23 protein-coding genes are annotated in these 25,428 nt (G+C 31.3%); 2 read left to right on the forward strand and 21 right to left on the reverse strand.

The genetic code is table 11. From position 1 onward, the window contains the following. Positions 1 to 198 precede the first annotated feature (198 nt). From N5E64_RS09265 to N5E64_RS09285, 5 genes are all read right to left on the reverse strand, one after another. Positions 199 to 1,419: a bifunctional folylpolyglutamate synthase/dihydrofolate synthase gene (locus N5E64_RS09265; RefSeq protein ID WP_280037226.1), complete on the reverse strand. Its 1,221-nt coding sequence runs from the start codon at positions 1,417 to 1,419 to the stop codon at positions 199 to 201. Between the two features lie 100 nt (positions 1,420 to 1,519). Further along, complete coding sequence (gene nhaA / locus N5E64_RS09270) at positions 1,520 to 2,680, reverse strand: Na+/H+ antiporter NhaA (RefSeq protein WP_114997858.1); 1,161 nt, start codon at positions 2,678 to 2,680, stop codon at positions 1,520 to 1,522. 83 nt (positions 2,681 to 2,763) lie between these two features. Continuing rightward, a complete protein-coding gene (locus tag N5E64_RS09275) occupies positions 2,764 to 3,978 on the reverse strand; it encodes a sterol desaturase family protein (protein WP_038335169.1) in 1,215 nt (404 codons plus the stop codon). A gap of 2 nt (positions 3,979 to 3,980) precedes the next feature. Next, positions 3,981 to 4,694, reverse strand: a complete 714-nt coding sequence (locus N5E64_RS09280) for an alpha/beta fold hydrolase (protein ID WP_038335162.1) — start codon at positions 4,692 to 4,694, stop codon at positions 3,981 to 3,983. Positions 4,695 to 4,764: 70 nt separating this feature from the next. Then, positions 4,765 to 5,820: an anhydro-N-acetylmuramic acid kinase gene (locus N5E64_RS09285; protein ID WP_114997862.1), complete on the reverse strand. Its 1,056-nt coding sequence runs from the start codon at positions 5,818 to 5,820 to the stop codon at positions 4,765 to 4,767. A 452-nt stretch (positions 5,821 to 6,272) separates the two neighbouring features. Here N5E64_RS09285 and glyA point away from each other — a divergent pair, with 452 nt between their 5' ends. Continuing rightward, on the forward strand, positions 6,273 to 7,547 hold the full coding sequence (glyA, locus tag N5E64_RS09290) for a serine hydroxymethyltransferase (protein ID WP_135834919.1): 1,275 nt from the start codon (positions 6,273 to 6,275) through the stop codon (positions 7,545 to 7,547). A gap of 452 nt (positions 7,548 to 7,999) precedes the next feature. Here glyA and atpG read toward each other — a convergent pair whose 3' ends face one another. From atpG to N5E64_RS09330, 8 genes are all read right to left on the reverse strand, one after another. Next, positions 8,000 to 8,872 (reverse strand): ATP synthase F1 subunit gamma, encoded by an 873-nt coding sequence (atpG, locus tag N5E64_RS09295; protein WP_219035388.1) that lies wholly within the window; start codon positions 8,870 to 8,872, stop codon positions 8,000 to 8,002. A 71-nt stretch (positions 8,873 to 8,943) separates the two neighbouring features. After that, entirely contained in the window at positions 8,944 to 10,518 is a 1,575-nt protein-coding gene (gene atpA / locus N5E64_RS09300) for a F0F1 ATP synthase subunit alpha (RefSeq protein ID WP_280037232.1), read from the reverse strand. Positions 10,519 to 10,550: 32 nt separating this feature from the next. Then, positions 10,551 to 11,090: an ATP synthase F1 subunit delta gene (gene atpH, locus N5E64_RS09305; protein ID WP_125350590.1), complete on the reverse strand. Its 540-nt coding sequence runs from the start codon at positions 11,088 to 11,090 to the stop codon at positions 10,551 to 10,553. Positions 11,091 to 11,092: 2 nt separating this feature from the next. Further along, entirely contained in the window at positions 11,093 to 11,587 is a 495-nt protein-coding gene (locus N5E64_RS09310; protein ID WP_280037235.1) for a F0F1 ATP synthase subunit B, read from the reverse strand. A gap of 93 nt (positions 11,588 to 11,680) precedes the next feature. Then, positions 11,681 to 11,890 (reverse strand): ATP synthase F0 subunit C, encoded by a 210-nt coding sequence (gene atpE / locus N5E64_RS09315; protein WP_013598300.1) that lies wholly within the window; start codon positions 11,888 to 11,890, stop codon positions 11,681 to 11,683. 48 nt (positions 11,891 to 11,938) lie between these two features. Beyond that, positions 11,939 to 13,075, reverse strand: coding sequence for a F0F1 ATP synthase subunit A (gene atpB / locus N5E64_RS09320; protein ID WP_280037242.1), 1,137 nt, complete (start codon positions 13,073 to 13,075; stop codon positions 11,939 to 11,941). Between the two features lie 78 nt (positions 13,076 to 13,153). Further along, positions 13,154 to 13,534, reverse strand: coding sequence for a hypothetical protein (locus N5E64_RS09325; protein WP_114997874.1), 381 nt, complete (start codon positions 13,532 to 13,534; stop codon positions 13,154 to 13,156). A 5-nt stretch (positions 13,535 to 13,539) separates the two neighbouring features. After that, positions 13,540 to 13,755 carry an AtpZ/AtpI family protein gene (locus N5E64_RS09330; RefSeq protein WP_114997876.1) on the reverse strand — a complete coding sequence of 72 codons (216 nt, stop codon included), beginning with the start codon at positions 13,753 to 13,755 and terminating at the stop codon, positions 13,540 to 13,542. 32 nt (positions 13,756 to 13,787) lie between these two features. Between N5E64_RS09330 and dusB the strand changes: the two genes are divergently transcribed. After that, a complete protein-coding gene (gene dusB / locus N5E64_RS09335) occupies positions 13,788 to 14,783 on the forward strand; it encodes a tRNA dihydrouridine synthase DusB (protein ID WP_280037247.1) in 996 nt (331 codons plus the stop codon). Positions 14,784 to 14,860: 77 nt separating this feature from the next. On the opposite strand, the gene N5E64_RS09340 is transcribed toward dusB, so the two are convergent. The 8 genes from N5E64_RS09340 to folE all read right to left on the reverse strand — a co-directional run bounded on the left by N5E64_RS09340 (position 14,861) and on the right by folE (position 25,350). After that, on the reverse strand, positions 14,861 to 15,157 hold the full coding sequence (locus N5E64_RS09340; protein WP_114997882.1) for a hypothetical protein: 297 nt from the start codon (positions 15,155 to 15,157) through the stop codon (positions 14,861 to 14,863). A gap of 84 nt (positions 15,158 to 15,241) precedes the next feature. Further along, positions 15,242 to 16,303 (reverse strand): DUF2891 domain-containing protein, encoded by a 1,062-nt coding sequence (locus tag N5E64_RS09345; RefSeq protein ID WP_280037249.1) that lies wholly within the window; start codon positions 16,301 to 16,303, stop codon positions 15,242 to 15,244. A 76-nt stretch (positions 16,304 to 16,379) separates the two neighbouring features. Continuing rightward, the gene (locus tag N5E64_RS09350) at positions 16,380 to 18,908 is read right to left on the reverse strand and encodes a carboxypeptidase-like regulatory domain-containing protein (RefSeq protein WP_280037251.1); all 2,529 of its coding nucleotides are present in this window, start codon (positions 18,906 to 18,908) and stop codon (positions 16,380 to 16,382) included. 6 nt (positions 18,909 to 18,914) lie between these two features. Further along, positions 18,915 to 19,772, reverse strand: a complete 858-nt coding sequence (locus N5E64_RS09355) for a GLPGLI family protein (RefSeq protein WP_185144215.1) — start codon at positions 19,770 to 19,772, stop codon at positions 18,915 to 18,917. 249 nt (positions 19,773 to 20,021) lie between these two features. Next, positions 20,022 to 21,047, reverse strand: a complete 1,026-nt coding sequence (locus tag N5E64_RS09360; protein ID WP_280037255.1) for an alpha/beta hydrolase — start codon at positions 21,045 to 21,047, stop codon at positions 20,022 to 20,024. A 111-nt stretch (positions 21,048 to 21,158) separates the two neighbouring features. Next, positions 21,159 to 23,087, reverse strand: coding sequence for a putative porin (locus N5E64_RS09365; RefSeq protein ID WP_280037256.1), 1,929 nt, complete (start codon positions 23,085 to 23,087; stop codon positions 21,159 to 21,161). A gap of 95 nt (positions 23,088 to 23,182) precedes the next feature. Next, complete coding sequence (gene cysS / locus N5E64_RS09370) at positions 23,183 to 24,655, reverse strand: cysteine--tRNA ligase (RefSeq protein ID WP_280037258.1); 1,473 nt, start codon at positions 24,653 to 24,655, stop codon at positions 23,183 to 23,185. 17 nt (positions 24,656 to 24,672) lie between these two features. Then, positions 24,673 to 25,350 (reverse strand): GTP cyclohydrolase I FolE, encoded by a 678-nt coding sequence (folE, locus tag N5E64_RS09375; protein ID WP_219033828.1) that lies wholly within the window; start codon positions 25,348 to 25,350, stop codon positions 24,673 to 24,675. Positions 25,351 to 25,428: the final 78 nt, after the last annotated feature.

Below are 25,428 nucleotides of genomic sequence, written 5' to 3' on the forward strand. Positions count from 1 at the left end.
GAATAATTTATTCAGTATAGTTAATAATATAATGGATACGATGCTGATGACATCATAATTAAGTTTCTATAAAGAAGCTCTTTTATAAAATAGGAGTGACAGAATCAAAAAAAAGGAGAACATGAGGTTCTCCTTTTTTAGTTGATAGTAATTATTGTTATCGTTGTTATGCTAATCAATGTTTATTATACTCTAGAATTAAATAACCTCAGCTACAACAAAAGTACTACCCCCAATGTAAATCATGTCATTTTCTGTTGCATTTGATTTTGCTGCAATTAATGCCTTTTCTACTGTATCAAAAAAGTGTTTATCGGTAATATCTTCTGGAATTATTTTATACAATTCATCGATATCATATTTTCGAGGAACATCTGGTTGACAGAAATAATAGGTTGCTTTTTTTGGAAAAAAATTTAAAATAGATAAAACATCTTTATCATTCACAAATCCTAAAACCAAATGCAATTGATTATAAGCTTGCTCATTTATTTGTTTTGAAACTTCTGCTAAACCATGTGGATTATGCGCAGTATCAGCAACAATTAATGGATGTTGTCCTAAAATATCCCAACGTCCACGCAAATTTGTATTCTTTACAACATTCAATAAGCCATTCGCAATATTTTCAGGGGAGATCGCCCAATTTTGTTTTTGCAATTGCTCAATAGCGGTTAAAACAGTACGTTTATTTTTAATTTGATAAGATCCTTTCAAATCTGAAGGTAAATCTTGAAAATGTTTTTCTTCTGCAAAAATGATTTCAGCATTTCTATCTTTTGCAACTTGCTCAAAAACTGGTTTTGTCTCGGCTGTTGTTTCACCAATTACAACCGCAGTATTTGGTTTGATTATTCCAGCTTTTTCAAATGCAATTTTATCCAACGTATCACCCAAAAATTGTGTATGGTCTAAACCAATGTTCGTAATCACAGAAAGTTCTGGTAAAATAATATTAGTTGAATCTAATCGTCCGCCCAAACCAGTTTCTATAATTGCGATATCTACATTTTGTTGTGCAAAATATTCGAAAGCCATCGCAATTGCTATTTCGAAAAAAGACGCTTTTTGATCGATGATTTTTTTTTCATGTTTACTTACAAAGTCAATCACAAATTCTTCATCAGCCATTGCGCCATTTACACGAATTCGTTCACGGAAATCTTTGAGATGTGGAGAAGTTGTCAAACCTGTTTTATAACCTGCTTCCTGAAAAATAGAGGCCAACATATGAGACGTACTTCCTTTACCATTTGTCCCTGCAATATGAACCGTTTTAAACTTAGTTTGAGGATTTCCCAAATACTCGCATAACGCTGTAATATTTGTTAAATCTGCTTTCATTGCTGATGCTCCAACACGTTGAAACATTGGTAAATTTGTAAACAACCAATCGATTGTTTCTTGATACGTTCTCATTTATTCAAAAATTTTACACGAAGTTACGGAATCATCTTCAAAAAAAAATCGAATTCCTCCGAAGAAAAATTCGACTTGATATGATGAATATTTTGTTCAATTAATCTGAATAATCCTGACGAGTCGTTAAAGTTCTTTTTAAATAAAAGAATCCAAAAACTGCTGCAGCTACCGAAGCTACAAGAATCATTAATTTAGCTTCATTCACATAATCAGGATCTTTAAACGCCAAAATCGATACGAAAATAGACATTGTAAAACCAATTCCTGCTAACATTCCTGCACCAAAAACACGTTTAAAGTTTACAGCTGTTGGCAATTCACTTAATCCCAATTTTACAGCTATAAAAGTCGCTAAGGTTACACCAATTGGTTTACCTACTACTAAACCTAAGAAAATTCCAGCTGCTAACGGGAAACTAAAATGTGAGAATCCTCCACCATCAATAGTAATTGCTGTATTTGCTAAAGCGAATAATGGTAAAATGATGAAGGCAACTGGTAAATGTAAAAAGTGTTCTGCTTTTGCACAAAGAGATTTGGATTGATCTTTATTAAAAGGAATTGTAAAAGCCACTAAAACACCTGCAATTGTTGCGTGTATTCCTGAGTGTAACATAAACCACCATACAATAATTCCACCAATTATATAAGGTATGATTGTATTCACCTTCATTCGATTTAAACCAAATAATAAAGCTAAAACACCCATTGCAATCCCAAATTGAGTAATATCAAAAGGTAACTCAGGATTAGGATAAAATAATGCAATCACCAAAATAGCACCTAAATCATCAATTACTGCAAGTGCCGTTAAAAACACTTTTAAAGACATTGGTACTCTTTTACCTAACATTGTAATCACTGCAACGGCAAATGCAATATCAGTAGCCATTGGAATTCCAAATCCATTAATGGTATCAGTTCCGTAATTCAAAGCAGCAAAAATTCCAGCAGGAAGTAACATACCTCCAACTGCAGCAAAAATGGGTAAAATTGCTTTCTTTACATTGGAAAGTTCTCCAATTAGCATTTCACGTTTTAATTCTAATCCAATTAAGAAAAAGAAAATAGCCATTAATCCATCGTTGATCCAATGTGCAAAAGAATGCCCGAATAGATCCAAATGCCAAAGGCTTTGGTAAGAATCAGCAAACATTGAATTGGCAACAATTAACGAAAATAGTGTACAGAAAATTAAAGTAATTCCGCCAGAAGTTTGGCTATGAATAAATTTTTGAAATAGTTTAGAAACAATCATTTTATTTTTTTTAATTTGGTAAAAATAATGAACTCGTTTTTAACCGCCTAATCTAAACGAAACAATAAGACCTAAATTATCATTTATATAATCTTTAAAATACTTTTTTGATACCAATTGCTAAAATTAAACATCTTTTCGATGATAAAAACAAATATGAAAGGTAAAATCAGCAAGAAATAATTATGAGATTGAATGATAAAAAAACTACAAAACACTAAAAATCTAATATGTTCTAAATACGGTACCCATCTTTTTTGTTCTAATTGTGCACCAATATTTATTAATGTAATCAAGACAAATACAACGAAGAAACCTTTGGTTAAATTATCAAATTGATCAAAGTAATATGTTAGAATACTCATCGCAAAAAACGATAAAATCAATTGTAAATTAATATAACCTTTGTATTTGAAATGATAACTATTCACTTTATTCTTAGACATCCATTTCTTTTCAATAATTGGTCTTATTTCCTGATCCATAACCGCTGGACTACCAAAATATATTGTCAATTTTTCTTTAATAGATGATTTTCTTCGAGCAGCCTCGTACAACTCTAAATAATAATGAAAATGTTGCCACAAAAAACTGTAACTATTGATAGGATGAGTTAATCCATATTTGGGTTTTTCTTCTTCTTTCTGAAAAGTACCAAATAATTTGTCCCAAAAAACAAATACATCTCCATAATTTTTGTCCAAATATTTTTCGTCAGAAGCATGATGAACACCATGAAGAGAAGGCGTTATAAAAATATATTCGAGCCATTTTTGTTTCTCCAAAATCTGCGTATGTGTAAAAAAAGAATACACGCCATGAACCACCAAAATCGTCATTACTAAATTTGGATGAAAACCAATAAAAGGCAAAATACACCAGAATACATTGCGAACAATTGCTTGTAAAGTCGTTATACGTGCCGCAACCGTGAAATTAAATTCTTCGGATTGATGATGCACAATATGGGCTCCCCAAAAAATATTGACTTCATGTCCCAAACGATGATACCAATACCAGACAAAATCTGTCGCTAGAAGCATCACAACCCAAATCCACCAAGCATTTGAAATATCTAATAGACGATAACTTTCGTAAATCCAAACATACAAATTGTAAAAACTTGCCGTAATAAAAAGATTCAATAATCGTTCTGCAATTCCTATTGAAATATTAGAAACTGAACTTTCATATTTATAGATATTCTTTAATTTCTTCTTTTTAACAACTACATATTCAAGCCATAAAAAAAGAAAAAAAGCTGATAAAGCAAAAGCTAAATACTCGGGATGATTCATTTTTAAGCACTTAAAAATTGATTAATATGTTGATTAAAAAGTATCGGCTGCTCCATCATCGGCACATGACCACAATGATCGATATAAGCTAATTTTGCATTAGGTAAATGTGCAAAAAACTCTTCAGCAACATCTGGCGGTGTCACAATATCTTGTTTTCCCCAAACTAACAAAACTGGCTGATCTATTTTATGTAAAAGATGTTTCAAATTTTGTCGCTTTGCATCTCGCGCAATCGAAATTATAGACAAAGCTTTTGTAGGCGTATTAGCGGTCGAAAAAACATCATCTACCAATTCTTTTGTAACAACATTTTTTGTTTCAAAAACTTCTTCTACCTTATTTTTGATATACTCATAATCTCGCACACGTACAAAAGAAGCTTGTAAATTGTTTTCATATAAACCAGAACTTCCAGCTAAAATCAATTTATCAACCAAATTTGGATGCGCCAACGCATATAACAACGCAATATGTCCACCCAAAGAATTTCCAATTAATATTGGATTTTCAATTTTATTGGATTTAATATAATTTTCTAGAAATTGAACTAAATTTTGAAGTGAATTTCTTTTGAAATGAGTAGAAAATAAAGGAAAAGTTGGTGTATAAACATTGTAATTTTCTTCAAGATTCTTGATAACATTTCCCCAATTACTAAGGCTTCCAAATAAGCCATGAAGTAAAATAACATCTTTATTTTTCGAATATTTCATATCGCATTTATTCTTTGTTACCGAACAAATGTAAATAAAATATTTTTAAACTCTATTAATTATATAGATTTTATAGATTATATATAATTCCAGACGAATGGTCTTTGCTCGCTCCTGTTACAGATGCCAAACAATTTATTTCGTTATGAACACGTCGATATCCAAGGAATGCAAAAATTAAAGCTTCTTTAAAATCAATTAAATTATCAGTTGGAATGATGATTTCAACAGTTGATAATTCTCGTAAACGATTGATAAAAAATGAATTTCGAACTCCTCCTCCAGTTATCAACACATTGTTGATATCGTATAAAGCAAAGGTATTTTTAATTTGAATTACGAAATGCTCCACACAACTTCTCAGTTTATCTTCGGTAGGAATATCGTACTTATCAACAATTGTTAAAAACTCATTCGTTACCCATTCAAAACCTAATGATTTTGGGAAAGGTTGATGATAAAAATTCAGAAGGTTCAATTCTCCAACTAATGTAGTATTAATATATCCTTGTTCTGCTAATTCTCCATTTTTATCATATTCAAACCCGAGTTGTTTGGCATAATGATTCAAAACAATATTAATCGGACAAATATCAAACGCAATTCGTTTTCCATTTCTATTCATCGAAATATTCGAAAAACCTCCAAGGTTTAAACATGCATCATAGTTAGAAAATAATAATTCGTCTCCAATCGGAACCAAAGGGGCTCCTTGTCCTCCTAAAATAACGTCTTGTGTTCTGAAATCACACACCACTTTTTGTTGACAACGCGACGCTATTGCTGCACCGTTTCCTATTTGCAAAGTGAATGATTTCTGCGGTTGATGAAAAATAGTTTGCCCGTGAGATGCAACAAAATCTACTTTTCCAATCTTATTTTTATGAATAAATTCTTTTACTTTCTCCCCAAGAAAATAACCAAACTCTACATCTAATTGACATAAATCTATTGCCGAATATTGAAAAGCTTCTGTTAGTTTTTTTCGCCAATCAGATGAATAATCTATAGTTTCGGCAAGTAAAATTTCGAAATGTTGGTTATCATCAAATCGGACATAGCAAATATCCAAACCATCTAACGAAGTTCCAGACATTAAACCAATGCAAAAAGTAGGGTTTTTCATGCTGTAAATTTAATGAGAGAATTTGATAGTTCGTAAATTTAGAAATTAGAAATTTTCAATAACTAAGAAAATTATCTTCATTTTTTCCTTGATTAAAATAATAAATCTTTAGTTCTTATTTGGATGTAATGCTGAAAAAAGTTCAGCAGGATATTATGATTATGGTTAAGAAATACAAAAGTTTATATAAATTCAGCATGACAAAAACTGAAAAACTTAGTACTTATTACTTATAACTCTAGATGCGTTAGTGATAGTAGTAGAAATCCTTTGCGTGAAACGAAGCGATAGCGGAGTTGCAAAGCAAAGATTGCAACGAATAGCCCGCCCGAAGGGAACGCCCAAATGATAAGAAAAATTGTTTTCATAATTCTTAGGTTATTGCGAATATATCAGTTAGAAATTCTAATGATAAAAGCTTATATTTGAAACACAATTAATACAAACAAAACATGGCACAAGATGTAATCTTCGATTTGATTGAAGAAGAAAAAGAAAGACAACTGAATGGAATTGAATTAATCGCGTCAGAAAACTTTGTTTCGGACAACGTAATGCGCGCGATGGGTTCTGTTTTAACAAATAAATATGCAGAAGGTTACCCTGGAAAGCGCTACTACGGTGGTTGCGAAGTTGTAGACGAAGTGGAAACTATTGCAATTGATCGTTTGAAAGCGTTGTTTAATGCGGAGTATGCAAACGTGCAACCTCACTCAGGATCTCAGGCAAATGCAGCTGTTTACTTAGCGTGTTTGAAACCAGGAGACAAGATCTTAGGATTCGATTTATCTCACGGAGGTCACTTAACACACGGTTCTCCTGTTAACTTTTCTGGGTTAACTTACCAAACTTCTTTTTATGGAGTGGACAAAGAGACGGGGAGAATTGACTACGAAGCTATGGCAGAAACTGCTCGTAAAGAGAAGCCTCAAATGATAATTTGTGGTGCTTCGGCTTACTCAAGAGACATAGATTATGCTAAATTTCGTGAGGTAGCTGATGAAGTTGGTGCTTTGTTATTGGCTGATATCTCGCATCCTGCTGGATTAATTGCCCGCGGAATCTTGAACGATCCTATGCCTCATTGTCATATCGTAACGACGACAACTCACAAAACTTTACGTGGTCCTCGTGGTGGAGTCATTATGATGGGGAAAGATTTTGAGAACCCTTGGGGAGCAAAAACTCCTAAAGGTGAAGTGAAAATGATGTCTCAAATCTTGAACGGAGCAGTGTTCCCTGGTACACAAGGTGGACCTTTAGAGCATGTAATCGCGTCTAAAGCTGTTGCTTTTGAAGAGGCATTATCTGATGGTTATATGGACTATATTGTACAAGTTGTGAAGAATGCGAAGGCTTTGGCTGCGGCATTGGTTGCAAAAGGTTATGACATTGTTTCTGGAGGTACAGATAATCACTGTATGTTGATCGACTTACGTAACAAAGGTATTTCTGGGAAACAAGCAGAAAACGCTTTAGTTTTAGCAGAAATCACTTGTAACAAAAACATGGTTCCTTTCGATGATAAATCTCCTTTCGTTACATCGGGGATTCGTTTGGGAACGGCTGCTGTAACAACTCGTGGGTTAGTTGAAGCAGATATGCAAACTGTTGCTGACTTGATTGACGAAGTATTAATGAACATTGATAACGAAGAAATCATTGATGGAGTTGCAGATCGTGTAAATGAGTTTATGTCTTCTCGCCCATTATTTCAAATGAAATAAGTAGAAACTAAGTTTCGATTATAACAATAGAAAAGTCCTGAGCATTGCTTAGGACTTTTTGTTTGATATAAAACGTCGAGACATTTTACCTAAAACCTCCTTAGGTTTTAGGTAAAATCACTTGACGTTTTTATTGAAATGTCTTGAGGAAATAATTTATTTCATTCTAACTTATAATAAGATTGAACTAATAAGAATTCTAATTAGATATATGATTACACAAATTATCATCCTGAATAAAGTAATAACTAAGTAGAAGTATTTCTTCAATACATATGTTAAAGAATAATTATTCAAAAGTGTTTTATAGATTTTTATTCTGAATGATAAATATAATTGTTAGAATCTATTAAAAGTTTTATTACTTCTTTATAATCTAAAGTAAACATTATAAAAAAAGCAACTTCGAGATGAAGTTGCTTTTCTATTTAAAATAATATAAGTCTTTGTTCTTACGCATTCAATGCTTCTGCACCACCAACGATCTCTAAGATCTCGTTTGTAATAGCAGCTTGACGAGCTTTATTGTATTGAATTTTCAATCCTTTTTGTAACTCGCTTGCGTTGTCTGTTGCTTTATGCATTGCAGTCATACGTGCTCCGTGCTCAGAAGCGTTAGCATCTAATACGGCTTTGAATAATTGCGTTTTCAACGTTTGAGGGATTAAGTCTCTTAAAATTTCTTCTTTCGAAGGGTTGAAGATATAATCTAACTCTGCTGAATTGTTTGCTTCTTCTTCAGTTTTCTCTAAAACGACTGGTAAAAATTGTTCGTCTTGTACAATTTGAACAGCTGCATTTTGAAATTGATTGTAGATAATTCTGATTTGATCAAAGTTACCTGCAGTAAATTTCTCTACTAAATCGTCTGCAATTTCAGCTACATCTGCAAAATTTAAATTATCCCAAATGCTTGATGCATTTTTATAGATAGTTTGTGTTTTACTAAAAGTATCATTAGCTTTTTTACCAATTGCTAAAATCTCTACGTGTTTACTTGCTAATTCGCCAGCTAATAACGCATTTACTTTTTTGATGATGCTTGAGTTGTATCCTCCACATAAACCTCTATTTGAGTTAATAACGACTAAAAGTACTTTATTAACTTCGCGCTCTTCTGTTAATGCACCTCCTACTTCAGCTTCTAAAGTAGAACTTACATTTTGTAAAAGTTCACGTAATTTATCTGCATAAGGACGTAACTGTACGATAGAATCTGTAGCACGTTTTAGTTTTGCAGCAGAAACTAATTTCATAGCACTTGTAATCTGCATTGTAGAACCTACAGAAGTAATACGGTTACGTATATCTTTTAAATTTGGCATAATTCTATTTGAGATGAAGGATTAAAAGGAACTTAGAGATTCGGAAACCTCTAAGTTTCATTTATATTTTATTAGTATTTAGAAGTAGTTTCTGTGATAACTTTCTTCAATACATCCATAATTTCATCAGTCCATTTACCTAAACGGATAGATGTTAAAGTGTCTGCATATTTGTTGCGCATTAACTCAACAAAGTCAGCTTGCCACTCTTTCACTTGGTTAACTGGAACGTTTTTCAACATACCGTTAGTACCCGCATAAATAACTGCTACTTGTTCTTCTACTGGAATTGGAGCGTTAACACCTTGTTTTAATAACTCAACGTTACGTTCACCTTTACCAATTACGTTCATTGTAGCTGCATCTAAATCAGAACCAAATTTCGCGAAAGCTTCTAACTCACGGTATTGTGCTTGGTCTAATTTTAATGTACCAGATACTTTTTTCATTGGTTTTGTTTGTGCAGAACCACCAACACGAGATACAGAGATACCTACGTTGATCGCTGGACGAACACCTGAGTTGAATAAATCAGACTCTAAGAAGATTTGTCCATCTGTAATCGAAATTACGTTTGTTGGGATATATGCAGAAACGTCACCAGCTTGAGTTTCGATAATTGGTAAAGCAGTTAAAGAACCACCACCTTTTACGATACCTTTCATAGATTCTGGTAAATCATTCATTTGAGATGCAATTGCATCATCTTTGATTACTTTTGCAGCACGCTCTAATAAACGAGAGTGTAAGTAGAAAACGTCTCCAGGATATGCTTCACGTCCTGGTGGGCGACGTAATAATAAAGACACCTCACGGTATGCAACGGCTTGTTTAGATAAATCATCATAAACAATTAATGCTGGACGACCAGAGTCACGGAAAAATTCACCAATAGCAGCACCAGACATTGGAGCATAAACTTGCATTGGAGCAGGATCAGATGCATTTGCAGCAACTACTACTGTATATTTATCAGCACCATGGTCTTGTAATGTTTTCATAATACCAGCTACTGTAGAACCTTTTTGTCCTACTGCAACATAAATACAGAAAACTGTTTCACCTCTATCGTAAAATTCTTTTTGATTTAAGATTGCATCTAAAGCAACAGAAGTTTTACCTGTTTGACGGTCACCGATGATTAACTCACGTTGTCCACGTCCAATTGGAATCATAGAGTCAATAGAAACGATACCTGTTTGTAATGGTTCGTTTACTGGTTGACGGTATAAAACTCCAGGAGCTTTACGCTCGATAGGCATTTCATATAATTGTCCTTCGATTGGTCCTTTACCATCGATAGGATTTCCTAACATATCTACAACACGTCCTAACATTCCTTCTCCTACGTTAATAGAAGCAATTCTGTTTGTACGTTTTACTGAGTCCCCTTCTTTAATTCCTTTTGAAGGTCCGAAAAGTACAATACCTACGTTATCTTCTTCAAGGTTTTGTACCATTCCTTCTAATCCGTTTGAGAATTCTACTAATTCTCCGTATTGAGCATTGTCTAACCCGTAAACGCGAGCAATACCATCCCCAACAGTTAGAACGGTTCCAACTTCTGCTAATTCAACTGCTGAATCAAAGCTAGATAGTTGTTGTTTTAATATAGCTGAAACTTCAGCTGGATTTATTTCTGGCATTTCTGAAATATTTAAAATTTAGGAATGTATTTTTATTTTGAAAAATCTTTTTTTAATGTAGCTAATTTTGTTTTGATTGATGAATCAATTTGAGTATTACCTATTTTCAAGATAAAACCACCGATTAAAGATACATCAATTTTATTTACTACATTTACTTGACTACCTGCTGCTAAAGTTTGTTTTGCTTTTGCAACAATGTTATCTATTGTTTTTTGATCTAACTGAACAGCTGAAGTAATTTCTGCTGTTACAATATTATTTGCAAGATTATAATTTGCAATGAACTGATCTGCTATTTTAGACAAGATATTTTCTCGTCCTTGTTTTACAACTAATGAAATAAATGTGTTCGTTGTTTTAGAAAAAGATTTAAAAATTTCTTTTAAAACAACTTCTTTTTTACTCGCTTCAATAATTGGAGAATTTAAAAATGATTTTAGATCATCACTCTCTTTAATTATTTTGCACACATCATTCATTTCAGCATATACAACATCTGCTTGATTAGTTTCATTAGCAAATTGCATCAAACTCTTAGCGTATCTTTGTGCTGCTCTGAATCCTGCCATGTTTAGTTAAATTTAACTTGATCAATAACATTATTAACTAAGTCTTCTTGAGCAGTTTTATCTGCTAATTCTTTCGTTAATATTTTTTCAGCAATTTCAATAGATAACTGTCCAACTTGATTTTTGATATCTGCCATAGCTGATACTTTTTCATTTTGGATAGCTGCTTTTGCGTTCTCAATTAATTTGTTAGCTTCTACAGATGCAGAATTTTTCGCCTCGTTGATGATATTTTCTTTCATTTCACGCGCTTCTTTTAAGATTGCATCACGTTCTGCACGAGCTTCTTTTAAGATTTTCTCGTTTTGAGCATTAAGTAAAGCCATCTCTTCTTTCGCTTTTTTAGCTGCGTCTAATGCATCTTGAATAGATTGTTCTCTATCTTTAACAGCAGATAAAATTGGTTTCCATGCTAATGATCTTAACAATACTAATAAGATGATAAAAACTACCGCAGTCCAAAAAATAAGACCAACTGAAGGTGTAATTAAATCCATTGTGTGTATGTATTAAATTTTATTTTCTAATTAATTTTTTAATGAATTAGCTTCAACAACCAACCGTTACTGAAGCTAATTTAAATTCAAATATTATCCGTTACCTAATAACGCAACTACGATACCAAATAAACCTGCACCCTCGATTAAGGCTGCTGCGATAATCATAGCTGTTTGAATTTTTGAAGCCGCTTCTGGTTGTCTAGCGATTCCTTCCATAGCTGATCCACCGATTTTACCGATACCTAAACCAACTCCTAAAACTGCTAAACCAGCTCCGATTGCTGCAATACTTCCTGTCATGATAATTGTATTTAATTATTAAAAAATTATTTTTATATTTCTTTGTTCTTAATGATGATCGTGTTCTGCTACTGCTGTTCCTATGAACAATGAAACTAACATAGTAAACACAAATGCTTGTAATGCCGCTACTAATAATTCTAAACAGTAGATAAATAATGCTAAAGGAATAGATCCAGCAGACATTGCTTCTGTTTGAAATATAAAAATTAACGAGATTAAAGACATAATAATAATGTGACCTGCTGTAATATTCGCAAATAAACGAATCATTAAAGCGAAAGGTTTTGTAATAATCCCGATTAACTCAATTGGAGCTAAAATTAATTTTACTGGAACCGGTACACCTGGCATCCATAACATATGTCCCCAGTAACCTTTGTTTCCTGAGAAATTAATTACGATTAATGCGATTAATGCTAATACAAATGTAACTGCGATATTACCTGTAACGTTAGCTGCACCTGGTAACAATCCTAATAAATTGTTGATCCAAATGAAGAAAAATAACGTTAATAAATAAGGCATAAATTTCGCATATTTTTTCTCACCGATATTTGGAATTGCTACTTCATCACGAACAAAAATAATAATTGGCTCGATGAATCCTGCAATACCTTTTGGTACCATATTTCCTTTTTTGTAGTTAGATGCAACTGCAGAGAAAACTAGAATTAATAAAACAAAAGATAAAAGCATTGAAGCTACATTTTTTGTAATAGAAAAATCTAAGGGTTTTTCATTCTGTAAATGAATAGCACCTTTCTCATCAACATGAGGCTCTATAGAACCTTCAGCATCAGTTTTGTATATCTTTTCATGAAAATTAAGATAATAATTCCCATTACTTTCTACAACATTTTCGTTGTGATGGAATTTAGAAGACATAAATACATTCAATCCATTGTTATCCCATAAGATAACTGGTAATGGAATTGAAACACTTTTTTCTCCTTCTCCCCAAAAATGCCAATCGTGTGCATCTGCTATATGGTGCATAATTACTGGCACCGGGTTAAATGTAGATTCACCAGACTTAACTTTAGCAGCTTCCTCATGGTTTTTTGTTTCCTCACTTTTAACTAACTCTTCAAACGTCTTTGGTAACCCTTCATGATGAACTTCTGCTGAAGCAAATCCAATATTAAAAAGTAATAAAAACGCTAATAACGCTGAAAATTTCATGTATAATTCCTTTGTTTCTAAATTGCGTGCAAAATTATAGTAAATTAACCACTTACCAAAGTCAAATGCTAAAAATCATTAAACTTTTTTTAACTTTAAATTAATTAAGCGAATAAACACTAAAACTTCGGCTAGCAAAATTACAAAATAACTTATAATTAATTGTACAACATTTGATTTAATTTGTTCATTCACAACAATCAATGCTAATACAATTGCCATCTTCGCAATCATCCCTCCCATAAAGGCAAAACCAACATATTCTGGAAATTTTATCTTCACAAAACAACCAACTTGCAAAATCATTAATGTAATTAATCCAATTATTAAATACATTTTTGGAACAATTAGCGGATTTTCGCTAAAATTATAATGCTCAACAATTGCGTAATGAATACCACAAAAAATTGCAACCATTGCAATAAAAGAAAGTGCTAAAAGAATAAATTTCTTAATCATTAAAATTATTTTTTTGGTAATTGCTTCAACATCAAATATAATCCTGCAAAAACTCCCAGCAAAGATAAGCCAGCCGTCCATAATGGCTTGTCTGTTTCCATTTTTTTATCCAAAAAAGTTCCTAACCAAGCAAATAACGCAATCGTTACCGCCATCTGTATTCCCGTCGCAGAAAACTTTAAATATTGATTTACACCTTCGGACTTTCGTTCTTCTTTCATAAGTTTTATGTAATTTTGCAAAAAATTATTTCGTGGTAAAGATAGGAAACATAGAATTACCAGACTTCCCTTTATTGCTTGCACCGATGGAAGATGTGAGTGATCCGCCATTTCGTCGCCTATGCAAAATGCATGGAGCAGACTTGATGTATACAGAATTTATTTCTTCTGAAGGATTGATTCGTGATGCAATAAAAAGTCGTCAAAAATTAGATATTTTTGATTACGAACGTCCTATTGGTATTCAAATTTTTGGTGGAGACGAAGAAGCCATGGCAATGTCAGCTAAAATTGTAGAGACAGTTCAACCTGATATTGTTGACATCAACTTTGGATGTCCTGTAAAAAAGGTTGTTTGTAAAGGCGCTGGAGCTGGTGTATTAAAAGATATAGATTTAATGGTACGTTTAACAAAATCTGTTGTTGAAAGTACACATTTACCAGTTACTGTAAAAACGCGTTTGGGTTGGGATTCTGACTCGATCAACATTTATGAAGTTGCAGAACGTTTGCAAGAAACAGGTATCAAAGCATTGTCAATTCATGGACGTACGCGTACGCAGATGTATAAAGGACAAGCAAATTGGGAACCGATTGCAAAAGTGAAAGCGAACCCAAATATTGAGATTCCGATTTTTGGAAATGGAGATATTGATTCGCCGCAAAAAGCGATTGAATACAAAGAAAAATACGGTGTAGATGGTGTGATGATTGGTCGTGCAGCGATTGGTTATCCTTGGATTTTCGAGCAAATTAAACATTATCGAGAAACAGGTGAATTGTTACCAGAACCAACAATCGTAGAACGAATGGAAGCGGCTAAAAACCATTTAAATTGGGCGATTGACTGGAAAGGTGAACGTACTGGAATTTTGGAAACGCGTATGCATTATACCAATTATTTCAAAGGAATTCCAAATTTCAAACCTTATCGTACAAAATTAGTCACACAAGATAATCTTGTTGATTTGATGCAAACTTTCGAAGAAATCGAAAAAGAATTTATTCCAACATTAGAAGAAATTTAATCGTTAGAAATAATTCATTAATATAAAAAAATCCACCAATTACTTGGTGGATTTTTCATTTAAACTTGAGACTATAATTAATTACAATTATCTACAAGCAACACTTCTTCTGGATTCAGCATATCATATTTCATCAATACAACTTCGTCCACGTCTGCTCTAGATCGTAAAGTAACTTCATAAACTTCATCATTCACAGGATATTGTATAGTTGCTTTCGGACGTTTAAATGTTCCGCTAGTTTCCACAACAACACCTTCTACACATTTCCCTGTTTTAGCTAATTGATCTTCTAATTGACTTTTCGAATATTGACTAAATCCGAATGCTGCAAGACCTAAAACTGCAATGACGATATAAAAATATTTTTTCATAGAATTAAAATTTAATGTTTCGTATTAGTTTTGTTTGAAACAAATTTAGATTCAATTCTATCGTTATAAAATCCCTATTATTAGCTAATTTTTAGTTTCGTGTTTGGTTTTCAGTGCATAAAGTGCAAAAGTTCCCAACCAATGACTCCCCATATAATCATCGTTCGAAATATTATTGAACGAATAATTGAAGTGATGATTTGCCCAATCATTCAAATAATTTAACTCTGGCAATTTATGTTCGATTTGATACAAAGCCGTTGCACGACTAAAATTCAATCCATCCAAATGCACCAAATGTCCATCTGTACGATCCGAAACTACACCAGGTTTCAAGTCAAAATTCTTTTTTTGTAACTGAGGCAAAAATCCTTTTAACCATTTTTTATACTCATCATTTTGTTGAATTTTAGACATAATTAACGCTTCTTCCAAACAAGCCGAAAGAAAATCTGACCCACTTGGTTCGAAAGCAATATTGCAACTTTTATCTTTTAAATAAAGACGATTAGCATTATCAATAATCACTTTTTCGAATGTTTTATCATTCACAGAACGTGCATAATCTATCGCTAAACTCAAACCAAACGCCGTATTGTCATGCGTTCCTGTACGAATTGGATAAACCAATTTCGGCAAATATTCTTTGTATCGAACAATAATCAAATCACTCAAAGGTTTCAGATTTTTTGCCCAAACTTGTGCATCTTTATCTTGCCAATTATTCAATTCCATTTGCAATTGTAACAACCATGCCCAACCATAAGTACGTTCGAAATTCTTGTTATTTTTATCATTGAAAAAGGCCATTTCGACCGCAACATTTTCTGCTGTAATCAATTGATTTAACTCATTTCTAACCTGATTATTTTGATCCAATTCAGGAAAATCTTTCATCAATTTCACAATCGACCAAAATCCATGCACAGACGAATGCCAATCAAAACATCCATAAAAAATTGGACGCAATTGCTTTGGCGTTTTCAAATCCTGATCACTTCCCAAAACATTTCCTAGTTTATTCGGATACTCAGTCTTGATACAATGCGTTGGTAATTCAAATATTTTTTTGGCTTGATCTAATTGTAATTCTTGCGCAAAAACTGTAGATGATATAAAGGTTGATAAGATAATAAATCGTTTCATGAAGATTGTTTTTACTAAGATAGAAATTATTCTTTGCTTATACCAAGTTGATGATAATTCTACTAAAAATAGTCTTTTATAAATTAAATCTTATACCTCCCATTAAATATCCAGATAAAGTTTTAAGATTTACGTAACCTTGATAATCTGTTGTAGAAATATTTTTTAACATAGAATTTTGATTAAGATTAATAAAATTAAATCCTTGAATAAATAGATCAAAATTTTTTAATTTATAATCAATTTCAGTGTAAAAGTTCCAGTTTGTATTTTTTATTACTTCTATATTTTTAATAATTTGATTATCATTTAAAACTCCTACTTTAATTTTAGCATTCTTGTAATTGTAAGTAACTCCAAAATCATTTTTTATAGTAAATATATTTTGTCTATCAATTTTCTTATTATCATTAACAAACACTTGGAATGTGTTTTTATAATAAACTTGTAAATTTGACTTAAATCTTGATGTAAAATTAGTTTTTAGATTAAAATTAGTTGAATAAAGATTATTTAATTCATTATTAATTTTCTGAACATTTTCTGTATAATTAAGAATTCCATTCGCTTTAAAAGCTATGGGAATTTTATTAAAAATATAATCATAATTAATAAAAAGTAACAAATTATCTGTTTGTTCTGCCTTAAAAAACGCTTTGTAAATTAAATTATTTTGATAACGTATATCTTCAGCTATATCATTTTTATTTTGATCATAACTTACATTTACAAAAAATGTTCTTCCTTTACTTAGATTTAGTTTTAAATAATTTATCGACACACTGTTTGTTCTTTTTATAAATAGTTCGTCTATTGATGATTGGTCTAATATTGTTAAATAATCTACTCTTCTTTCGTAGGTATTTAGAAAATCTAAAGTTGGAATTCCGGCATCTAAATAGGAATACTTTAAGGTTAATTTTCCTCCTTTATTTAATGTATATGCAAGAGATACTACTGGAGAAATACTAAAATTTTGTTCTAATGATTTTTGATTAGAATTATAGTAATTAACAATTAAACTTGAAGATATTAAAAGATTTTTATTGTATAAATAACTAAACACACCTCCTATTACTGCATTAAACAATCTATTTTCTTCTTTATTTTTTTGATTTATTAAGGTTGATAAATTATAATTTTGTAATGATGTATTGGTATAATAATTATATGTAAATTTATTTTTTGAAGATTTTACTGAGTACCCGATTTTATAAAGATTAAATTTTGATTGGTTCGTATTAATTTCTTCTTGTTCTGTTATTAGATAATTTTTTGTTTGAGAATTAAAATCTAATGTCAATTCTCCCAATAAATTATCATTTAAAACATTAAACCAATTTAATTTCTGAATAAAATTTTGTTCTTTACTATTTTCAGAATATAAATTTTGATTAATATCAGAATCTATTGTGTTTTGAGTATAACCAAATTTTGAATCTAATACTACGTAATTATTTTTGTTAATTTTCCAATCCAAATTGAATACATTTTGAACAAAATAGGGTTTTTCATCAATTTGCTGAATTTCATTTAATTTGAAAATCCCATAATTTTTGTATGTATCTTGTCTTTTAATCGAAGTATTAAAATCAAATAAAGTATAATTTTTAATTAATAATTTGTCGTTAATTTTCTGATTATAATTTAGTGATGAAAAGAAGTTTTTACGATCATAAAAATTCCGTTGTTCTCTAAGAAAACTGGGAATATCCTTTTCATCTATTTTAGACACACCATTACCATTTCTTTTAATGGTTTGGTTCAACTCAAAATAATCTTCCATCGTCATAGCGACTTCTCCTATTGTATTGTAATGATTGATAAAAGCGATATTGCCTTTTTTATTGAAATTGAATAAGTTTATTCTATTATTTGTATTAAAATCATTACCTAACGCAAAAGAAGCGTTCCCAGATATTGTATTTTGATAATTTTCTTTTAGTTTAATATTTAATACTTTTTTTCCTCCAGAACTAAAGCTTTTTAATATATCATTAGGTTGGTAATTAGAAATCAAATCAATACCTTCTATCATTTCATCGGTAATATTCTTTGTTGCTAATTGATGTTTGTTTCCAAAAAATTCTGCACCATCAATCAAAATATTATCCATTTTTTTACCTTGATAATATACTACGCCATTTTCATCAATTTGCAATCCAGGCAACTTTTCTATTAAGTCGCCTAAAGTTCTTTCATTACCAGTTCTTATTGCTGCTAAATTATATTGTATAGTATCTTCTTTTACTTTACCAAAGCTTTTGTTGTTAATAATTACTTCTTCTAATTTAACAAGTTCTTCTGATAAAAATATTTCGATAGATTTACCTTCATTTAGTTCGATATTTTCTTGATATTGAGAATAATTAAGCACATTAACTTTTAGTGTATATACTCCTTTTTCTAAATTGATAAAATTAAAAAAACCTTGACTATTTGTTTTTTTAAAACCTTTAAACGTATCGTCTAAAAATAACTGAACCACTGCATTATGTAGTGGTTCGGAGTTATTATCTTTTACATAACCATTTATAGACAAATTTTGAGCAAATAGTAACGAACTGATGAAAAAAAAGAACTTAAAATAAACTATTTTTTTCATCTATTTTTATTCACTTTTAATAACGATTCTATTTGTTTTTACACCTGACGAATTTTCTATTTTTGATGAAATAGAAGACTGCTTCAGTTCTTCCATTTTCTTTGAATACTCTTGCGTCGTTAAGACATTAGAAAATGATGGAAGCTGTATTTCTTTTTCTGCTTTATTAATAGATTTTAAAGTAATGTATTTCTTATCTGTTTCTACTTCTACTATTAATCCTGGTAAACCATTAAAAATTTCAGGCCCATCTGTTATTGCTATCTCAGAAAGATACCATGCCGTAACTTGTCCTAATTTAGGGTCATCCAAAGTCGCTTTTTGGGCAGTATATCCTCCAACTGATTTTGTTTCATTGGTAATTTTCCATAAATTTTGCAAATCACTCTTTTGCATTACTGTAAGTTTTTCGCCTTTTATTTCAGTTGTTTTATAGATAGTTGATGTTTCCAAATTTTTATAAAATACATCACTTACAAATGAAATGGTCGTGTTTTTTACAATTCTTTTGTTTCCGTTCGTATTTTCTACTTGGTTATTGTTTTTATCATCTTCAGTTGCTAAAGTCTTATAAATAGATTCATTTCCATTTGTTTCCAAAACACTGTATCTTGGCTTAGACAGTCTATCTTTTATCATTTGCTGTGCATGCACTGGTAATTGTGCAACCTTGGCCTCATCTATTTTTACTGTTTCTACATATTCTATTGTATAAGAATTTTTGATAATCCCAATATTTTGTTTATCATTTTTCATTTTAATTTCATTAGTAGAAATACTATTTGAATTTAATTCATTTTCTGTTAAAGCTTTCTTATCTGAACATCCGTTCATTAACGTTAAAATAACTAATACTGTATACATTTTCATTGTTTTTTATTAAAGGCCCTTAAAACTATTAGTAGATTAAACTAATTAATCACAGTATATACCTGATTCAAAGTAGTATTCATATTCCCAACTACCATCAGAATAAAGAGTAAATGACTCTTCCTCATACTCATAGTAATAACAATCATCAATTAATGATGTAATTTCAGAATTATCATTTTTTAATAATTAGTATTGATCAATATTCTAAAACTATAAATAAATAACCAAAAAAACAAATTATTATAGATTTAAGAATTTTTCTAACTCTTCTTTTGTTTGTAAACTTTCAGGAAAATTTTTCAGATTTTGTTCAAAAAACTGTTTTGCTAAATCCGTTTTCTTTTGTTTTACCAGATAATTTGCAACATTGTTGATATACGTTTCTGTTGGTTGAAAAGAATAATTCAACTTTCTAGAAATCGATTCAAACGAATCTTTTACCAAATTTGGTTGATTCGGAATCTCTTTAATATTCACACGATAACCATCAAACTGCCAACGCAAATAATCAATCGAGCCAATCATCGGAACCGAACCATGTTCTTCGTCAATATATTGTTTGTAATGATAATTCAATGATTTATTCTTTGATGATTTCAAACGTTCGTCCACCTTTTTTATACTTTGATAATGGTCTCGTAAATGATCTGCATTTTGACTTTCACCAACTTGTGTTATCATCAAGAATCGATTCTCGAAAGAATGATTTTCTAAATTTTGATATAGATTCAATAATTCTTTGTCATTAAACCAAACACTTGGATCGTGCGCAACATATCCATTGAAAGTTTTGGGATGGTTGTACAAGGTTTTCAACGCAAAATATCCACCTAAAGAATGTCCAATTAACAAACGAAAATCATTCACACGATAATTTTTCTGCATAAAAGGAAACAATTCATTTTGAATAAAATTCAGAAAATTAACATCATTTACATGTGTAAAATCTTTTGTTCGATCACCATTTTTATTCGTAATTCCGACAATGATCGATTCAGACATTTCTGGATAAAATCCCGATTGAAACTTAGAAACTACGCCTGTTAAAAACGTAAAATTAGATTCGGCATCTAACACATAAATCACAGGATAATTTACTTTTTGAAGTTTATTATTATAATACGATTCGGGAAGATTCACCCAAATTTCTCGTTCAGTATTTAAGATTTTGGAATTTATTTTTTGGATTTCAGCAATTGATAATTTCTCTTGAGAAAAACCGATTTGAGAGAAAATCAAACAAAATAAAAGTAGGAATTTTTTCATGTATAAAATTTTTCTAAAAATAACTATTTAGAATTATTCTACACAAATGATTTTAGACAAAAAAAAACGACCTCATCTTGAAGTCGTTTTTCTATATAATTTGTAATTATTTTAACTGAAAATATTCCATTTCAAGCCAAGTTGAAACTTGAAATCTCGGTACGGAACATTTGGCGCTGCAAAATAATCAGGTTGTTTTGTAAACGATGCATTGATATGCTCACCACGAATGTAAAAACGCATATTACGAACCTTGAAATTGATAAAAACATCCAAAATAGGATAACCACCAATCTCTTGTATACTTGCTGGATCTTGCAATGCAAATTCGTTCAAAATTGGGATGTAACGCAAACCATTGTATTTCGTAAAATATGTTGCATTAATACCAGCTTGTAATTGAGCATTCTTGTTGAATAATTCTCCTTGCCAATACAATGTTTCACGAATTAAGAAATCTGGCAAAGGCATATATTCTTCGTTTTTCGTTACTTTTTGATATTGCGCTGTCGAAACCAAATTAATCTTTCCGAAACGTAAATGATTTTCACCTTTTATCTTGAAATAATTAATATTATCCGTCAATTGTTTATAAACCAACAATTCGTTTAAATATACTTTATTGTCAATATTATAAATTGAGGCTTCTAAGGTTGTATTAACTTTATCTAACTTTAACTTTGCAAAAATATTTTGAACATTTTCTGTTTCAAATTTATTAACGTAATTAAAATTATTAAAGAAACTTTGATTGTAAACTGCATTCAACGAAGGAAGTTTTGACTGAATAACCGCTCCAGCACTCAATGTATAACCTTCTATCGGCGTCACATCTAAAACCGCATCTACATTGTAAACACTTTTGTAATTATCAGATTGCAGATATTCAACATTTCCGTAAAGTTTCAATTTTTCATTCCAATCAAAATCCACTTTTCCAACAACTCCAAAAAGATTTTCCTCTATTTGCTTTGGAACTGCAACAATCGTCATGGCTTGATCAGCAAAAACGCGCAAATTCTGGAATTTAACACCAGCCTCTATCTTCACACGATCTGTCCACTGAAAACCAGCAGTTGTCGTATTGGATAAATCTGTAAAACTCTTTTTACTTCTATAATCCATTCCTGTAATAATCGGTGTAGAATATAAAGTTCCGTTTGGTGACGTATCCTCGTAGCGATATTTTTGTTTTTCATACGAAAATTTATTCTTCAATTCAATTGGATTATAAAAAGTCGAATCTTTTTCATTCATTTTTTTTAAGATTCCGTACGAAGCATTCAATTCAATTCGACGTGCATCAAATTCAGATTTTGCTGTCTGCGAATTCACGGGAATATTACGAACATTTGTCATTCTGCGATCATCTTGCAAAATAAAATCGTTGATATCTTCTATTCCACCGTTCTCATTATTTTTCAGATTTTGTGCTGCATAGTTCCACCACAATTTGAAACGTTCCGATTTTGTTTTATAATTTGATGAAAAAACAAAGGTATTATTCTGCGCTTTTTCATGACGATAACGACCTTCAGAAATTAATCCACGATAATGAAACGTATAATTGAATTGCTTGTTGAAATTATGCGAAAATGTTGAAGACAAAAAGTTACCTTCTTTAACACCATTCTCGTAAATAAACTCGGTATATGGCGTTTTGACATCATAATATTTGATATCATTTGCATAATAATAATTGTATTTTTTACCAGTTGGTAACATCGACGGATTGAATGGCGTATTTTGATACTCCAAATCCACCACTACACCACCAACATTCGGAAAAAATAATTTTCCGAACGCATCATTGCGAATAAAATTTTGATTATAATAGTTTTTGATACTTAATGTCGTATCCAAAACCTCTGGTTTTCTGCCATTTGTCCAAAACTTATAATCGTCTATTTTGGTTTTATAATATGTAACCGAATCATTTGTTGATGATCCTTTTAATGGTTTTAAAACTTTTATTGAATCCTCCTGAGCTTGCGCTACAACAGCTCCTAATAAAAATAAACCAATGATTGTTTTTTTCATCCTGTTGAATAAATCCTTACAAAAGTAATCTAAAATTGAGAGATACAAAAAAACCCACTTATTTCTAAGTGGGTTAAATATTTTATAAATCTTTCTTAAAAAGTGAAAGTTGTTCCGTCAGCGCCGTCTTTTAGTTGGATACCTAATGCACTTAATTGATCACGAATTTGATCTGATAATGCCCAATTTTTATCTACACGTGCCTGATTACGCATTTCGATTAGCATTTTTACAACACCATCTAATTTATCTGAACTTTCGTTTGCAGCTTCTGTATCCAAACCTAAAACATCATGAACAAAACCATTCATAATTGCTTTTAAACGTTCTAAATCTTCTGCTGTAATATTCTCGAAACTATCTTTGATTGAATTAATCATTTTCACTGCATCGAATAAATGTGCGATCAATATTGGAGTATTGAAATCATCATCCATTGCTGTGTATAATTTCGCTTCTAATTCATCAATATTAACGGTAGAAGTTTTCTTTGGTGTAATTGTTTCTAATGTTTTCAATGCTTCAACCAAACGATTATATCCTTTTTCGGAAGCTAACATTGCATCATTCGAAATATCTAAAACACTGCGATAATGCGCTTGTAAGAAACAAAAACGTACAACAGCAGGATGAAATGGTTTTTCGAAGAAATCATTTTCACCATTCACTAATTGCATTGGCAAAATATAATTTCCTGTCGATTTACTCATACGCTGACCATTCATCGTCAACATATTTGCATGCATCCAATATTTTACTGGTTCGTGACCGTTAGAACCTTTTGCTTGCGCAATTTCACATTCGTGGTGAGGAAATTTAAGATCCATTCCACCTCCATGAATATCGAAATAATCTCCAAGATATTTTGTACTCATCACTGTACATTCTAAGTGCCAACCAGGAAAACCATCTCCCCAAGGTGAAGCCCAACGCATAATGTGAGCAGGCGAAGCGTTTTTCCAAAGTGCAAAATCAACTGGATTTTTCTTCTCTCCTTGCCCGTCTAAATCTCTTGTATTATTGATTAATTCTTCGATGTTACGATTACTCAATTCACCATAATCAAGTCCTTTTTTGTTGTAAGCTTCCACATCAAAATAAACTGATCCGTTTACTTCATAAGCAAATCCTAAATCAATTAATTTTTCTGCTAAAGCAATTTGTTCTAAAATATGACCTGTCGCTGTAGGCTCGATTGTTGGAGGTAGTAAATTAAATTTTTCTAAAACTTTATGAAAATCAACTGTATACTTCTGTACGATTTCCATTGGTTCTAATTTCTCTAATTTAGATTGTTTTACAAAACGATCATTTTCTACATTTCCATCATCCGTTAAATGTCCAGCATCAGTAATATTACGAACGTAACGAACTTTGTAACCCAAAAATTTTAGGTAACGATAAATCATATCAAACGACATAAACGTACGTACATTTCCAAGATGCACATTACTGTAAACGGTAGGTCCACAAACATACATTCCAACATTATCTTGATTAATTGGTTCGAACGTTTCTTTCTGTCCCGTTAAGGAATTATGTAATTTTAATTGATTTTCTTTTACCATTTTATAGGATTTATAATTTAAACATTGAAAGGAGTTTTCATTCCGATGTACGAAATAAACTCTTTTCTTAATTGCTCACTTTCTTTAAAAGCTCCACCAAATTCAGCTGTTACAGTACTTGATTCGATGTCTTTAATTCCGCGCGAATTTACACACAAATGTTTCGCATCAATAATACATGCAACATCATCAGTTCCCAAAGCTTCTTGCATTGCTTTCACAATTTGCATTGTCAAACGCTCTTGTACCTGCGGACGTTTTGCATAATATTCTACAATACGATTCATTTTAGACAAACCGATTACTTTCCCTTTCGAGATGTAACCAACATGTGCACGTCCAACGATTGGTAAAAAGTGATGCTCGCAAGTCGAATAAACCACGATATCCTTTTCAACCAACATTTGATTGTAGTTATATTTATTTTCGAAAGTTGACATTCCAGGCTTACGCTCTGGCAATAAACCACCAAAAATCTCTTTTACGAACATTTTCGCAACACGTTTTGGCGTTCCTTTCAAACTATCATCTGTTAAATCTAAGCCTAAAGTTTCCATGATGTTACGGAAATCCGCTTCTATCTTTTCCACTTTTTCTTCAGCAGACAACTCAAATGCATCAGCTCTCAAAGGCGTTTCTAAGTTTGCTGACATATGGTCGTCCCCCATTTCGTCATGAAGATGTTTATCACACATTACATAAAAATTTCTGCAAATTTATAAAAGATAGTGTTATAAAACCTTATCAAAACTCAATTATTCCAACTGAAATGA

This window comes from Empedobacter sp. GD03739 (assembly GCF_029843245.1).
Classification (GTDB): domain Bacteria; phylum Bacteroidota; class Bacteroidia; order Flavobacteriales; family Weeksellaceae; genus Empedobacter; species Empedobacter falsenii_B.

Excerpts from the sequence above, each read along its gene's own strand:
- N5E64_RS09310 (WP_280037235.1), bottom strand. The coding sequence starts at position 11,587 with ATGGATTTAATTACACCTTCAGTTGGTCTTATTTTTTGGACTGCGGTA.
- atpB (WP_280037242.1), bottom strand. The coding sequence starts at position 13,075 with ATGAAATTTTCAGCGTTATTAGCGTTTTTATTACTTTTTAATATTGGA.
- atpH (WP_125350590.1), bottom strand. The coding sequence starts at position 11,090 with ATGGCAGGATTCAGAGCAGCACAAAGATACGCTAAGAGTTTGATGCAA.
- glyA (WP_135834919.1), top strand. The coding sequence starts at position 6,273 with ATGGCACAAGATGTAATCTTCGATTTGATTGAAGAAGAAAAAGAAAGA.
- N5E64_RS09330 (WP_114997876.1), bottom strand. The coding sequence starts at position 13,755 with ATGAAAGAAGAACGAAAGTCCGAAGGTGTAAATCAATATTTAAAGTTT.
- cysS (WP_280037258.1), bottom strand. The coding sequence starts at position 24,655 with ATGGTAAAAGAAAATCAATTAAAATTACATAATTCCTTAACGGGACAG.
- N5E64_RS09360 (WP_280037255.1), bottom strand. The coding sequence starts at position 21,047 with ATGAAAAAATTCCTACTTTTATTTTGTTTGATTTTCTCTCAAATCGGT.
- folE (WP_219033828.1), bottom strand. The coding sequence starts at position 25,350 with ATGTGTGATAAACATCTTCATGACGAAATGGGGGACGACCATATGTCA.
- N5E64_RS09275 (WP_038335169.1), bottom strand. The coding sequence starts at position 3,978 with ATGAATCATCCCGAGTATTTAGCTTTTGCTTTATCAGCTTTTTTTCTT.
- atpG (WP_219035388.1), bottom strand. The coding sequence starts at position 8,872 with ATGCCAAATTTAAAAGATATACGTAACCGTATTACTTCTGTAGGTTCT.
- nhaA (WP_114997858.1), bottom strand. The coding sequence starts at position 2,680 with ATGATTGTTTCTAAACTATTTCAAAAATTTATTCATAGCCAAACTTCT.
- N5E64_RS09350 (WP_280037251.1), bottom strand. The coding sequence starts at position 18,908 with ATGAAAAAAATAGTTTATTTTAAGTTCTTTTTTTTCATCAGTTCGTTA.
- N5E64_RS09340 (WP_114997882.1), bottom strand. The coding sequence starts at position 15,157 with ATGAAAAAATATTTTTATATCGTCATTGCAGTTTTAGGTCTTGCAGCA.
- N5E64_RS09265 (WP_280037226.1), bottom strand. The coding sequence starts at position 1,419 with ATGAGAACGTATCAAGAAACAATCGATTGGTTGTTTACAAATTTACCA.
- N5E64_RS09325 (WP_114997874.1), bottom strand. The coding sequence starts at position 13,534 with ATGATTAAGAAATTTATTCTTTTAGCACTTTCTTTTATTGCAATGGTT.
- N5E64_RS09355 (WP_185144215.1), bottom strand. The coding sequence starts at position 19,772 with ATGTATACAGTATTAGTTATTTTAACGTTAATGAACGGATGTTCAGAT.
- atpA (WP_280037232.1), bottom strand. The coding sequence starts at position 10,518 with ATGCCAGAAATAAATCCAGCTGAAGTTTCAGCTATATTAAAACAACAA.
- N5E64_RS09365 (WP_280037256.1), bottom strand. The coding sequence starts at position 23,087 with ATGAAAAAAACAATCATTGGTTTATTTTTATTAGGAGCTGTTGTAGCG.
- atpE (WP_013598300.1), bottom strand. The coding sequence starts at position 11,890 with ATGACAGGAAGTATTGCAGCAATCGGAGCTGGTTTAGCAGTTTTAGGA.
- N5E64_RS09345 (WP_280037249.1), bottom strand. The coding sequence starts at position 16,303 with ATGAAACGATTTATTATCTTATCAACCTTTATATCATCTACAGTTTTT.
- N5E64_RS09280 (WP_038335162.1), bottom strand. The coding sequence starts at position 4,694 with ATGAAATATTCGAAAAATAAAGATGTTATTTTACTTCATGGCTTATTT.
- N5E64_RS09285 (WP_114997862.1), bottom strand. The coding sequence starts at position 5,820 with ATGAAAAACCCTACTTTTTGCATTGGTTTAATGTCTGGAACTTCGTTA.